This window comes from Apibacter sp. B3935, assembly GCF_009827705.1.
GTDB lineage: Bacteria > Bacteroidota > Bacteroidia > Flavobacteriales > Weeksellaceae > Apibacter.
Genome location: NZ_WINL01000003.1, coordinates 186,665 through 199,838, shown reverse-complemented (window position 1 = coordinate 199,838; position 13,174 = coordinate 186,665). Strand labels below are relative to the sequence as shown.

Annotated in this window: 12 protein-coding genes; 4 read left to right on the top strand and 8 right to left on the bottom strand. The window is 28.9% G+C overall.

Features of this window, described 5'->3' with window-relative positions; genetic code table 11:
• Nucleotides 1-13 precede the first annotated feature (13 nt).
• The 3 genes from GFV00_RS09810 to GFV00_RS06725 are packed head-to-tail and all read left to right on the top strand — an operon-like array spanning nucleotide 14 to nucleotide 3,992.
• Entirely contained in the window at nucleotides 14-1,201 is a 1,188-nt protein-coding gene (locus GFV00_RS09810) for a glycosyltransferase (RefSeq protein WP_160557552.1), read from the top strand.
• A 5-nt stretch (nucleotides 1,202-1,206) separates the two neighbouring features.
• Entirely contained in the window at nucleotides 1,207-2,400 is a 1,194-nt protein-coding gene (locus GFV00_RS09805; protein WP_160557553.1) for a glycosyltransferase, read from the top strand.
• Between the two features lie 23 nt (nucleotides 2,401-2,423).
• Nucleotides 2,424-3,992 (top strand): hypothetical protein, encoded by a 1,569-nt coding sequence (locus GFV00_RS06725; protein WP_160557554.1) that lies wholly within the window; start codon nucleotides 2,424-2,426, stop codon nucleotides 3,990-3,992.
• 77 nt (nucleotides 3,993-4,069) lie between these two features.
• On the opposite strand, the gene pyk is transcribed toward GFV00_RS06725, so the two are convergent.
• The 6 genes from pyk to GFV00_RS06695 form a co-directional block, all read right to left on the bottom strand.
• Nucleotides 4,070-5,497 carry a pyruvate kinase gene (gene pyk / locus GFV00_RS06720; RefSeq protein WP_160557555.1) on the bottom strand — a complete coding sequence of 476 codons (1,428 nt, stop codon included), beginning with the start codon at nucleotides 5,495-5,497 and terminating at the stop codon, nucleotides 4,070-4,072.
• Entirely contained in the window at nucleotides 5,497-5,979 is a 483-nt protein-coding gene (locus GFV00_RS06715) for an IPExxxVDY family protein (protein WP_160542464.1), read from the bottom strand. Before GFV00_RS06715 ends, pyk begins: the two co-directional genes overlap by 1 nt.
• On the bottom strand, nucleotides 5,976-6,728 hold the full coding sequence (rnc, locus tag GFV00_RS06710; RefSeq protein WP_160542465.1) for a ribonuclease III: 753 nt from the start codon (nucleotides 6,726-6,728) through the stop codon (nucleotides 5,976-5,978). The genes GFV00_RS06715 and rnc overlap by 4 nt, the downstream gene beginning before the upstream one ends.
• Before the next feature lie 19 nt (nucleotides 6,729-6,747).
• On the bottom strand, nucleotides 6,748-7,998 hold the full coding sequence (gene fabF / locus GFV00_RS06705) for a beta-ketoacyl-ACP synthase II (protein WP_105296290.1): 1,251 nt from the start codon (nucleotides 7,996-7,998) through the stop codon (nucleotides 6,748-6,750).
• A 23-nt stretch (nucleotides 7,999-8,021) separates the two neighbouring features.
• The gene (locus tag GFV00_RS06700; RefSeq protein ID WP_055424989.1) at nucleotides 8,022-8,261 is read right to left on the bottom strand and encodes an acyl carrier protein; all 240 of its coding nucleotides are present in this window, start codon (nucleotides 8,259-8,261) and stop codon (nucleotides 8,022-8,024) included.
• 236 nt (nucleotides 8,262-8,497) lie between these two features.
• A complete protein-coding gene (locus tag GFV00_RS06695) occupies nucleotides 8,498-9,274 on the bottom strand; it encodes an HAD-IIB family hydrolase (RefSeq protein ID WP_160557556.1) in 777 nt (258 codons plus the stop codon).
• 81 nt (nucleotides 9,275-9,355) lie between these two features.
• Here GFV00_RS06695 and GFV00_RS06690 point away from each other — a divergent pair, with 81 nt between their 5' ends.
• Nucleotides 9,356-10,051: a 3'-5' exonuclease gene (locus GFV00_RS06690; RefSeq protein ID WP_160557557.1), complete on the top strand. Its 696-nt coding sequence runs from the start codon at nucleotides 9,356-9,358 to the stop codon at nucleotides 10,049-10,051.
• Between the two features lie 6 nt (nucleotides 10,052-10,057).
• Here the strand turns inward: GFV00_RS06690 and GFV00_RS06685 are convergent, their stop codons facing one another.
• Both GFV00_RS06685 and GFV00_RS06680 read right to left on the bottom strand, forming a co-directional pair.
• Nucleotides 10,058-11,842, bottom strand: a complete 1,785-nt coding sequence (locus GFV00_RS06685) for an LTA synthase family protein (RefSeq protein WP_255448827.1) — start codon at nucleotides 11,840-11,842, stop codon at nucleotides 10,058-10,060.
• A gap of 823 nt (nucleotides 11,843-12,665) precedes the next feature.
• Nucleotides 12,666-13,166: a hypothetical protein gene (locus GFV00_RS06680; protein WP_160557559.1), complete on the bottom strand. Its 501-nt coding sequence runs from the start codon at nucleotides 13,164-13,166 to the stop codon at nucleotides 12,666-12,668.
• Nucleotides 13,167-13,174 lie beyond the last annotated feature (8 nt).

The following is a 13,174-nucleotide window of genomic DNA, read 5'->3' as shown; positions in this document are numbered from 1 at the left end:
AATTAATTACTAGATGGCAAAATTTACTTTCATAGTTCCTCCCCTTACTGGTCATATTAATCCAACATTAAGCCTTGGCAATGAACTTTTAAAAAGAAACCATGAAGTTACCTGGTATAGTTTAGATGCTAATTTAAAAGCTCAATTGCCTGAAAAAGGCCAATTAGTTGTTCTTCCTTTAGAAATGAATGAAATAGCAAAAAAAAAGCTTTTTGAACATGCTCAAGAGCTTCAAAAAAAGAAAGTATACGGAATAGACAGTCTTAAATTTTTATATGAAGAAGTTCTCACTCCCATGAATTCATTAATGATGAATGGGATTGAAAATGCATTAGATGAATATAAACCGGATGTGGTGATTTCCGATCATCAAATTTTTGCCGGGGCTGTTGCTTCATTCAAAAAAAATATTCCTTATGCTACTTCCGTTACTGCTCCGGCATCAATTAAAGTTAATCCTTCGTTTCCAAAAATTCATGAATGGGAAGGTGAACAAGTTATAGCTTTTCAAAATAAATACGGTGTTTCCGGATATAATCGCCTTGATTGTTCTCAATTATTAACTTTGGTATACACCTCAAGAGAATTTTTCGGTAAAACCGATTTGCCATCCAATTACAAATTTATAGGACCTGTACTATCACCACGCGCTCAAAAAATTGATTTTGATTGGGAAAAGCTGGAAAAAATGGGTCAAGATCGTCCCAAGATTTTAGTAAGTATAGGAACCACATTTGATCATACACAAAAGAAACAATTTTTCAGTAAAGTTGTTGAGGCTTTTGGGGGAGAAAATATTACTGTTATTGTGGTATCCGATCCTGATTTATTTGAAAATATTCCAGATAATTTTATTATTCAAAAGAACATACCCCAACTTGAAATAATTCAACAGATGCAAGCAGTGGTATGTCATGGTGGAAATAATACGGTCTGTGAATCTCTGTCTTACGGTATTCCTTTAGTTGTTATTCCCATTGCTTATGACCAATCTTTTGTATCCAGTTGCGTTACAGATAGTGGTTCAGGTATACGTTTAAATTTTAATCGTTTTAAAACTTCTCATCTAAAAGAAGCTGTTGAATCATTATTAAATCAGAAATCATTTAGTGAAAATGCAAAAATGATTCAAAGTTCATTTGAAAAAGCAGGAGGAGTGAGTAAAGGAGCAGACTATTTACAAACATTAGTAAAAAATTAAACATTATGTCAAAATTCTTATTTGTTGTCCCTCCTTTTTTTGGACATATCAATCCCAGTCTAAGTATAGGCAGAACTTTATTAGAAAACGGTCATGAAGTCGCATGGGCCGGATTAACCGAAATAAAACCAGAAACTATACCGGCAGGCGGTACTTTTTTTATATTAAAAGAATCATATCAAGAAAATAAAGAAGAAATACAAGATATTATTAAACTACAAGACAGAGGGGCTAAATTACCTGCTTTGGAAGCTTTAAAATTGGGTCTTCAGGGCACTTATATTCCTTTTGCCAGAATAATGTATGCCGAGCTTTCTAAGTTAGTAGATACTTATAAACCGAATGTTATTATCAATGACTGTATTACATTTGCGGGAGCATTTGTAGCTCATGTTAAAAAAATTCCATTGGCTACGATCACTCCTGTTACTCCAAATACACTTCATGATCCGGGAACAGCACCAAAAGTAACTCAATGGGTGCATGATTCTATCATAAATTTGCAAAAATCTTTAGGTATATCGGGTGATGAAGAATTAATTTCTTCTAAAGAAGTTAATATGTTTTATACCTCTCAAAAATTTGCAGGATATAATGATGGAGAATATCCTTCTTATATGAAATTTATCGGAGCTTTAACCGGTCGCCCGGATAATACTCCTTTTGATTGGGACAGATTAAATAAAGATAATAATCCTAAAATATATATATCTTTAGGTACTGTCTTAGTAGATATCAGAAAAGAGTTTTTCACTAAAATGATTGAGGCTCTTAAAGATAAAAACGTAACTGTTGTTGCGGCAACAGACCCTTCTATTATAGAAAAATGGCCGGATAATTTTATTGTACAAAGTTATGTGCCACAGCTTGAGCTTTTAAAGCATATTGATGTAGTAATTGGTCATGGAGGATTGAATACCGTTTGTGATACTTATATGAATGGTATTCCAATGCTCATAATACCTATAGCTTTTGACCAATCTCATACCGCCACTTTAATTGAACAATACGGATGCGGTATACGGTTAAAATACAAACGCATGAGAATTATGGATATAGATCATGCGGTTGACGAATTATTATATAATGATAAATATAAAAAAGCAGCAAAAGAAATTCAAGAATCTTTCATTGAAGCCGGAGGAAATAAAAAAGCTGCAGAGCTCATTGAAAATCTAGTTATTAAGAATAAGGTTTAAATAAAATATTTAATTTTTATAAAATGGAAAAAACTTCTGAAAGAAATATTTACTTTTTACTATTTATATATGTATTAAGTGTTTTATTCATTTGCTCAAAGATGTCCCCTCTTTATATTACTAATGAATGGGCAGATCCTAACATATATTTTAATGTTGCAAAGGGAATGGTAAATGGTAGGGCATTATATACAGAAATTTTTGATCATAAGGGACCTTTTATATTTTTTATTTATGCAGCCGGATATATAATTTCCAATGAAAATTTCTTCGGAATGTTTTTAATTGAATTAGTCTCCTGGTTTATTTTAGCATTATCTTTATATTCAAGTGCTAGATTATTTTTAGGTAAATTCATTTCTTTTGTTATTACCACCGCATTCTTTATTTTTTTAATTAAGATTATGAAAGCGGGAGGATCTGCTGAAGAATTTATTTTATGTATGGAAGGGGTTACCTTATATTTATTTTTAAAATATTTTAAATCAGGCAATCCTATTCACAAACCCTTATATATGTTTATTAATGGTCTGTTAATAACAGCTGTTTTATTTACAAAATTAAATCTTATAGCATTTTGGATTTTTCCTCTTTCAGCGATATTTATTAATATTTTATATCATAAGGAATACAAAAACCTTTTACATAATATTTTAGCTTTTATTTTAGGGTCTTTATTCATTAGTATACCAATTATAGGATATCTTTATACACATAATTGCTTAGAAGAAGCATATAAAATATACATTGAGTTAAATGGTGCTTATGCAAAATTAGGAACTCCAAAGGATATTGTTTTAAGGTTATTGGCAAGAATACTTTATTTATTTTTAGAACCCACGTGTTTATTTTTACTTGCTTTTATGGGAATATTTTTATTTCCATTTAAATATCTTAAAAATATATTTGCTAAAGTAGGTATAGTATTTTCCGGAATTATTTTATATACAGCTATATTTATGGGAAAATTTCAATATTATTATCCTATACCTTTTTTAATTTTCGGATTTATAGGATTTATATATGTTGGAACTATATTCCAAAGATATTTTGGCTCATTTTATTTAAATTCAAGTAAAACATTATTTTTTACTATGTTGATATTCGTATTTACCTGTGCGGGGATTTCAGGACTTGATAATACGCGCGTAGAAGAATGGATATTAACGGATCAAAATTATGACCGAAAAGCTTTAATGACCATGAGGTTAAAAAAGGAAATTATGAAAGAAAATAATCCTACTTTATTAAACTTAGGATTTGGTCTGGCTAATAATCTTTTTACTACGTGTAATATAGTGCCTAATATTAAGTATTTTGTTACTCCTAATCTTTCTCATAAATTTTATCCTCAATTAAGAGACGAACAATTACAATATTTAAAAGATAAAAAAACGGATTTTGTTATCATACAGCAATACATACCTAGTAATGGGTATTATGATAAAATGGATCCTATTGATACGCCGTATAGTTTAAAAAGAAATCCTTTTTTATTGGAAAATTATAAATTAATTCTTACTGATACGATCATTAATACAATTGATGAAAGATCAGTTGATATTTATTTTCTATATAAGAAAAAACCATAAATATTTATTTAGGGTACCATAAAAAAAGAGTTCAGTTTATAACTGAACTCTTTTTTTATGGTAAAAATTTAAATATATTAAATTTGGGTAAGGCGTAATGTGTTTGTTAAACTATTCGCAAAAGAAGGCATTGCATTTAGATTGATTACAAAATCACCTGATTTTATATACCCTTTTTGCTTAATATTATTGTTAACCTCAACAACTGTTTCATCAGTACTGTTCGCTCCTTCATACAAGTATGCTTTAACGCCCCATAGTAAGCTTAGCATATTGATTATTCGTTTATTGGATGTATAAACAATAATATTAGCTAGTGGACGATGGGATGATATTTGAAATGCTGTATATCCTGATTGAGTTAAAGTAATAATAGCTTTCGCTCCTACTTGTCCAACCATAACAGCAGCATTGTAGCAAATCATATCAGTTATATAACGCTCACTGCCTTTTTTTGGATAGTGTAAAGGTATTTGAATACGGTGATCATCTTCTACGCTTAAAATAATTTTAGACATGTTCTCAATTACTTCAACCGGATGCTTACCTACTGAGGTTTCTCCACTTAACATAACCGCGTCAGCGCCGTCTAATACAGAATTAGCCACGTCATTAACTTCCGCTCTGGTAGGGGTTAACCCGTCAATCATGCTTTCCATCATTTGAGTTGCTATGATCACAGGTTTACAGTGAGTTTTACATATGCTAACCAAATTCTTTTGAATTAAAGGAACTTTTTCCATTGGAATTTCAATTCCTAAATCTCCTCTGGCCACCATAATTCCATCTACAACATGAACGATTTCTTCAATGTTAGTTATTGCTTCCGGTTTTTCAATTTTTGCTATAATTGGGATTTTAAGATCACAGTGTTTCTTAATTAAATTTTGTAAATCTATAACATCCTCTTTATGTCTAACAAAAGAAAGCGCAATCCAATCAAATTCGTATTTTATTGCAGTTATCGCATCTTTAATATCTTTTTCCGTTAAAGCTGGTAAAGAAATTTGAGTATTTGGTAAGTTAACTCCTTTTTTAGATTTTAACGGGCCTCCTTGAATAACTTTTGCTACTACTTTATCTGTTAAATTAGTTTCTAAAACTTCAAAAATTAATTTTCCGTCATCCAATAATATTCTTTCTCCCACTTTGACATCTTTAGCAAATTGGGGGTAACTCATATAAACCTGTTTTGCGTCTCCTTCTATATTTTCATTGGTAAACGTAATTGTATCTCCAGCATTAACAATTGTTCCTTCTTTAACAATACCTACTCTAAGTTTAGGCCCTTGTAAATCGGCTAATAAGGCTACGCTAAAGCCATGTTCTTCATTAAGGTCCCTAACTGTACGTACCCATTTTTCAACAACTTCTTCTTCTGCATGAGAGAAATTCACTCTAATTACATTTACACCTGCTTGGAACATCTTTAATAATGTATTCTTATCTTCAGATGCAGGACCAATAGTAGCTACTATCTTCGTTTTTTTTCTAAATCCACTCATTATGTAGGTAATATCAAATTTTCTAAATTTTTTATTTTAATTTTATCTATATTTATTTCACTAAATTTATAAATATTTTTAAGATTTCCCAAATTTATATAGAATTCTTCATCTAATATGACATCTGATTTTAAGAAATAATTGTAATATTTATATTCGGGGATTAAAATTTTAACTTTTTCGATCTGGTCAAAAAAACTATCATTTTCATGTATGGTTTGAGGAAAAGAGAAGTTACTTATTAATTCTAATTTTTGTTTAGTTTTTTCATGGAAAAACCTATAAATTGAGAAAATATAAGTAATCCCATCTTCTATTATTTGTTGGTCATTGACTCGCTTAAAATTAAGGTTGCAATTCTTATTTAAATAGAATACAAAATCATAATCTTTATTAATACAGGTTTTAAATCCTAATAAATTAAAATCAAATATTGGATCATTTACTTCCCAATCTAAAGAATATGTTTTTAATATACTCATTTATTTTGCAGAGAATTATAATACTTGCTAAGACTGTGATAGGCTCTCCTGGAAGCGCTCTCTTCGGCTTTTTTCTTAGAAGTAGCTCTTCCTTTAGCAATAATCTTATTATCCAGTTGAATTATAGAATTGAAGATTAATGATTCTTCTGCATTTTCTTCTTGAAATGTATTAAAAATAATTTCGAGTTTATTTTTTTGAGCCCATTCAATAATCAGACTTTTGTAACTTGCAATTCTTTTTTCAAGCTGTTCAAAGTTTTCTTGCTTAATGAGTGTTTCTTTTATAAAATTTCGACAAAATTCAAATCCACTATCTATATAAATTGCACCAACCAACGCTTCATATAAATTTCCATTTATATTTTCGCCCAAACTTGTATTTTGCCTCTTTTGAAGAAAAGAGGTTAATTTTAAATCTGCTCCTAAAACATTTAAGGATTTTCGACTTACCAGTTTGGATCGCATCTGAGTAAGATAACCTTCTTTTTTATCAGGTGCTTGATGGTATAAATAGTCAGATACTATACTTGATAATATGGAATCTCCTAGAAATTCTAATCTTTCGAAATTCTTATTATCATTTGTATTAATTGAGGAATGAGTAAAGCACTCATAGAAAATCGACAGGTTGGATGGTTTATATCCAATAAGATTTTCAATTTTCTTATTAAAAGTTGTTTCCTCTTTTTTTTTAGAATTTTGTTTAAATAAATATGAACATAAAAGTATTTTTTTCCAAATACTCATTTGTTAGTAATCTCTTATTTTAAAATTTCTTTAAAATAACACATGCATTATGACCTCCAAAACCAAAAGTATTACTCATTGCATAATTTACTTGTTTTTCTTTTGCTACATTAAAAGTAAAATCTAATCTTTTATCAAACTCTTCATCGTCAGTAAAGTGATTGATTGTAGGCGGAACTTTATTTTCTCTGATAGCCACAATACAAGCCAAGGCTTCAATAGCACCTGCAGCACCCAATAAATGTCCGGTCATTGATTTGGTTGAATTGATCTGGATGTTGTATGCATGTTCACCAAATAATTTTAGGATAGCTTTTGATTCAGCTAAATCTCCTAATGGTGTAGAAGTCCCATGGACATTAATATGGTTGATATCTGTTAATTCTATTCCGGCATCCTCAATAGCATTTTTCATAACATTATATGCTCCTAATCCTTCAGGATGCGGGGCTGTCATATGATAGGCGTCGGAACTTAATCCTCCCCCAACTACTTCGGCATAAATAGTAGCTCCTCTTTTTACTGCATGTTCATATTCTTCTAGAATAAGGGTTCCTGCTCCTTCTCCAAGAACAAATCCATCTCTATCCTTATCAAAAGGTCTAGAGGCAGTTTTAGGATCATCATTACGAGTAGACATAGCGTGTAAAGCGTTAAAACCACCAACACCACTCGCTACTATCCCGGCTTCAGAACCTCCTGTTATAATTACATCTGCTTTACCTAATCTTAATAGCATTAAAGCATCAATTATAGAATTGGAAGAAGAAGCACAAGCTGAAACAGTTGCATAATTTGGCCCTCTAAATCCATATTCGATTGAAATAAGACCTGCGGTCATATCTGCAATCATTTTTGGAATGAAGAATGGATTAAATCTAGGGGTTCCATTTCCTAAAGCATAAGCGGTAATTTCTTGCTCAAATGTGTTTAAACCTCCTATTCCGGATCCCCATACAACTCCTACTCTATCTTTATTTAAATCAGAATATTCTAATATTTTACTGTCGATTACCGCTTCTTTGGTAGAAATTAATCCAAATTGAGCACATCGATCATATTTGCGAATATCTTTTTTTTCAAAATAATCCTCTGGATTATAATTCTTTACTTCGCAAGCGAATTTTGTTTTAAAATTTGTTGCGTCAAATAGAGTAATTGGACTAGCCCCACTAACTCCGCTTAATAAAGCTTTACAGTATTCTTTAAAATTATTCCCGATTGGAGTTATTGCACCCAGTCCAGTTACTACTACTCGTTTTAAAGCCATACTTGAATGTGTCTTTGTGTAAATTATTGTTTGTTTACTTCTTCAATATAAGAAATGGCTTGACCAACTGTTGAAATCTTTTCTGCTTGATCATCAGGTATTTGAATATCAAATTCCTTTTCAAACTCCATGATTAATTCTACTGTGTCTAATGAATCTGCCCCCAAGTCATTTGTAAAACTTGCTTCTGGTGTAACTTCGCTTTCATCTACTCCTAGTTTATCTACGATGATAGCTTTTACTCTTGATGTAATGTCAGACATAACCTTTTATTTTTTTTATTATAGTTCAGTCGGCAAATATAAAAATTTTTTTACTATAATAATATTTTTTAATACTTTTTGATTGAAATGCTCATTCTTCAAAGAATTTATTGCAATTTTATTAACCTTAAAATCAACGCATTAAAATGCATTTAAATAGGACTATAAATTATTAATAATTTTTATGTTTTTCTGTCATATTTTATTAAATTATAGTTAACAATTACAATAAAGTATCATTTAAAAAATTTTCTTTCAATGTAATTTAGCGAATCATAAACTCCTTTTCCATACTTATATGAAGAAATATAATTTGCTTTTTCTTGTAAAGATTTTACCGCATTGTTTACTGCACATCCAAAAAAAGAATTTGTAATCATTTCCAAATCATTATAGGAATCGCCAAATGAAAAAATTCTACTTTCCGTATTTTTTACTACCTCTTCTACTGCTAAATATTTATTTATATTTGAAGAAAATATTTCTATGTAAGAATTTGATGAAGCAGTTATGTGAACTCCTTTAAGATTGTTTTTTAAATCTTCGGTTACTTCTTTTAATTTTTTTTCTTCAACAATTACTATTTTTAACACTTCTTGAAAATTATAATCTTTCAAAGGCAATGCCTGATGATTAACTCCTTTTACTTCTTTGCAGTAAGCTTCTGTTTCTAAAGATGAAGCATACCAAGCTTCTTCTGTGTAAAACCATAAGTTTAAATATTTCTGCTTGACTTGCAAAAAATATTTTATGATATCAAGAGATATGGGATAGGTTTTAAATGTCTTGTTTTTATATAAAATATGTGCTCCGTTTAATGCAATTATATAATCAACGATTAGATCTTCCGGTGAATACATACTTATAATTCCTTGAAAAGGGCGGCCGGATGCTAATATAACTTCACCTAATTTTAAAGCTTTTTGTAAAGCTTTAATTCCATAAGCATCTAAGCTAGGTTTGCATGGATCAGTTAATGTTCCGTCAATATCTGTAACAAATATATTTTTCATAATATTTTACTATTTCTTAAATTTAATCAATATTATCTGAATTATAAGTTTTGATTACCTTTGAGATATTAAATATTTAGTATGTTATCTTCTATACCCTTAAAACAAATTTTATTTCTTGATTTGGAAACTGTTCCTCAACATGAAAATTGGAACGAATTATCTGAAAGAACTAAAGTTTTATGGGAGAAAAAAACTCAATTTCAAAGGAAAGAAAATGTTTCCCCGGAAGAGTATTATTATGAAAGAGCAGGAATACTTTCTGAATTTGGTAAAATTATATGTTTATCTTGTGGATTAATTATCGAGGATAAAAAAATTCGTATTAAAAGTTTTTATGGTGATCACGAAGAAAAAATATTAATAGAATTTAATGAATTATTAAAATCAAATTATTTTAAATCCAATTTGATTTTATGTGCTCATAACGGTAAAGAATTTGATTTTCCTTATCTCGCCCGGCGAATGATGATTCATCAAATAGAGCTGCCTAAAATTTTAAGATTTCACGGTAAAAAACCATGGGAAATTCAACATCTTGATACTATGGATTTGTGGAAATTCGGAGATTATAAACACTATACATCCCTGGATTTATTATCTCATGTTTTTGGATTGCCTTCTCCTAAAGATGACATGAATGGCAGTGAGGTATCTGATGTATATTATAAAGATAAAAATTTAGAACGTATAAAAACATACTGTGAAAATGATGTGATAACGCTTATAAATGTATTTCGTAAAATGAGATATGAATCCGTTCTTAAAAGAGAATAAATTTGTTTATTTATTTTCAACCCGCAATTTATTGTTTTCCAAAAAATAGAAACATGTCTGATAATTCGCTATTGCTTCATCAGCTATAGAAGTATCAATGGATTTTGATTTTTTCATTTGAGTTCCTTCTATCACATTATATTGTTCAATTTTTTGGTTGGGTGATAAAACAATTAATTTATTATCTTTTAAATATCCTAATTTCTGATAGGTTGCAATTAATGCCCGTGGTTGATAAGAAGAGTCAAATACATCTTGCCCATAAAAACGTGATGAATAGGAAAAATGTAATTTACCAAAAAGTGTAGGCATAAGATCAATTTGGGATACCAGTTTAGAAAACTTTTCCGGTTTTATAAATCCCGGAGAATATATAATTGCAGGTATTTTGTATTTATCCAAAGGAATATCTTCTTTACCGGCACTTGAGGCACAGTGATCTGCTACAAACACGAATACTGTATTAGGGAACCAAGGACGTTTTTTTGCTTCTTCGATAAATCTACCAATAGCATAATCCGTATATTTTACTCCTCCTTCTCTGGATTTACTGGTATTAGATATATCTATTTTCCCTGAGGGATAGGTAAATGGCCTATGATTACTTACTGTCATAATATGTCCGAAAAAGGGAGACTTATGTTTACTATTTTCATCAAACACATGGATGGCTTTCATAAACATATCTTCGTCACAAACTCCCCATATATTAGCAAAAGTTATTTCATCTTTTTTAAAAGAACTTCTATCTATAATATTATACCCATTTCCTTCAAAAAAAGTATTCATATTATCAAAATATCCATATCCACCATAAAAATATTGAACGGTATATCCTCTACGTTTGAATAAATACCCCGTAGAAAACATATGATCATTGTTATTTCTTTTTATTAAACTTTCACCGGGTGATGGCGGGATACATAGGGTGACAGATTCTAAACCTCTAACGGTTCTATTACCGGTAGCATACATATCAGTAAAAAAAAGTCCTTCTTTTGCCAACTTATCTAAGTTAGGTGTCAAATTTTGAGTATTTCCAAATTCCTTTAGAAAAGCGGCACTCATACTTTCTATGGTTACAAGAATAACATTTTTATGAAGTTCCGGAAGAGTATCCTTTATGATTTTGGTATTTTTATTTGCAGACCATTGATTATCATAAATTTTATTAATTAGTGAAAATGCTTTTTGTAAGGGCAATTTTGCATAAAATTTATCATAATTTAAGGAACTGTCGCTATATGCATTACAAAATCGAACTAATCCATTTGCTTGTAATTCATTTACAAAGGCATTATCTGAATTTTCATACTTTTCATTTACTTTTAAAAGAAAAATCGCACCGATAAATAGTACTATATAAACTATACTGTTTATTAATTTTGTTTTAAAATTAGGTAAATCTTCAAAATAATTTTTGGATTTTTTGAGATAAAATATGGTAATCAATACTGAGATTACTATTAATGCAGAAAACATGGGAATAATAGGATAGGATTCTAAAATATTCCCGATTACCTCATTGGTATATATTAAATAGTCAACAGCTATAAAATTATATCTTACCCCGAATTCATTCCAGAATAAAAATTCACTGATTACATTGAAATTAATTAAAAAAATGTATAAAAAGAAAATAAAAAAGTATATGCAATAACGCCATGTTTGCCTTATTTTAGGGATCAACAGCAATATTATATATGATGAAGCTTTTATTAGTACAAATGTTTTTATTATTTTAGGAACAGCACTTCCATAATCATCAAAAACCGTTTTGAAAAGAAACAAATAACCAATTAAAATCAAAAAAAGACATAATATAATGTATTTAAAAGGTGATTTAAATTTTGAATCGGTAATGAAGATTAGATGGATCCAAAAAAAAACAAAAATTAAAATTGATACACAAAAATCATTAAGTAAACCAACAGAAAATATTTTTAAATAATCAATAAATGAAAAATTTGAATCAGTAACAGGTGAAAAGAGAAGAACAATTCTTAAGATTAAACCAACTATTATGTAAAAACTTGAAATCTTTATAAATGGCGCTAATAATTTTCTCATTAATTATTTATTATATTTTCTATTAATTTTTTGTTATTTATAAAATGAAAAATATTATTTTTTTTTATACTAATTAAAACAAATAATTTAATTTAACAATATTATAATCATTATTTCTACTAATATAATTCTTTTCAGTTATAATATATGATCAAACATAAAAAATATTTTAATTCACATTTTGTATAAATAAATTTAGCAATATTTTCATTTTTTATTCCTGTTACGTAAATAAATATTAACTTAAATTAATATTTACATTTATAAATTCTTAATTTGAAAAAATTTAAATTATTTACAATTTAACATCTTGTTGAATTAATTAATATTTTTAGCATTATATAATAAAAGTTACAATTTTTTATCAATTATATGATATAAAAAAGGGTAAATTAATTTACCCTTTTTTATCTATTGAATTTATCCATTATAAGGATTAGTAAAAGATTTATTCATCTATTCAAATAAGAAATCTAGAGAATGAAAAAAATTTAATTCTAATCATATTTAAATTTATTTAGCATATATCCACTAAAATTTTCTTTTACTTCCAATAATTCCATTGTAAACCATCAAAAATCGCTATACATTGACTTGCTGTATCATAACAAATCATTCCCGGATGTGGACTTTTTACATTTAAATGAGGATCGGAAATTTTTGGTAAAATTAAAGCTTTATCGGCCGCCTCTAAGACTAATACTCCTTCGGGTGTTGAACTCGTATAATCTCCAATAACAACCCCATTTCCTTTTTCAACAGAATTATTAAACTCTACATTGGAAACACTGCCCGTTCCGGATAAATCCATCCAACTTTCATTTACTTTCACTTTAACTACCGCATCTTCTTTATCCATTAGAAAAGTTCCATCAACCGCATTCTCCGGTAACATTTCAACGATTGGCAATAGTATACCTTTAGTAGTCCCTTGACTAAAATCTAAAATCCCACCTTTATCCACTTTCTTTTTACCAATAGCAACTTGCGCATTTGAAGTTACTGTTAGGAGCAATATAAATAAGATCAATATTTTATTTTTCATATCATTTT

Coding starts and splice junctions, on each gene's coding strand:
- GFV00_RS09810 (WP_160557552.1), top strand. CDS start 14: ATGGCAAAATTTACTTTCATAGTTCCTCCCCTTACTGGTCATATTAAT.
- GFV00_RS09805 (WP_160557553.1), top strand. CDS start 1,207: ATGTCAAAATTCTTATTTGTTGTCCCTCCTTTTTTTGGACATATCAAT.
- GFV00_RS06725 (WP_160557554.1), top strand. CDS start 2,424: ATGGAAAAAACTTCTGAAAGAAATATTTACTTTTTACTATTTATATAT.
- pyk (WP_160557555.1), bottom strand. CDS start 5,497: ATGAGTGGATTTAGAAAAAAAACGAAGATAGTAGCTACTATTGGTCCT.
- GFV00_RS06715 (WP_160542464.1), bottom strand. CDS start 5,979: ATGAGTATATTAAAAACATATTCTTTAGATTGGGAAGTAAATGATCCA.
- rnc (WP_160542465.1), bottom strand. CDS start 6,728: ATGAGTATTTGGAAAAAAATACTTTTATGTTCATATTTATTTAAACAA.
- fabF (WP_105296290.1), bottom strand. CDS start 7,998: ATGGCTTTAAAACGAGTAGTAGTAACTGGACTGGGTGCAATAACTCCA.
- GFV00_RS06700 (WP_055424989.1), bottom strand. CDS start 8,261: ATGTCTGACATTACATCAAGAGTAAAAGCTATCATCGTAGATAAACTA.
- GFV00_RS06695 (WP_160557556.1), bottom strand. CDS start 9,274: ATGAAAAATATATTTGTTACAGATATTGACGGAACATTAACTGATCCA.
- GFV00_RS06690 (WP_160557557.1), top strand. CDS start 9,356: ATGTTATCTTCTATACCCTTAAAACAAATTTTATTTCTTGATTTGGAA.
- GFV00_RS06680 (WP_160557559.1), bottom strand. CDS start 13,166: ATGAAAAATAAAATATTGATCTTATTTATATTGCTCCTAACAGTAACT.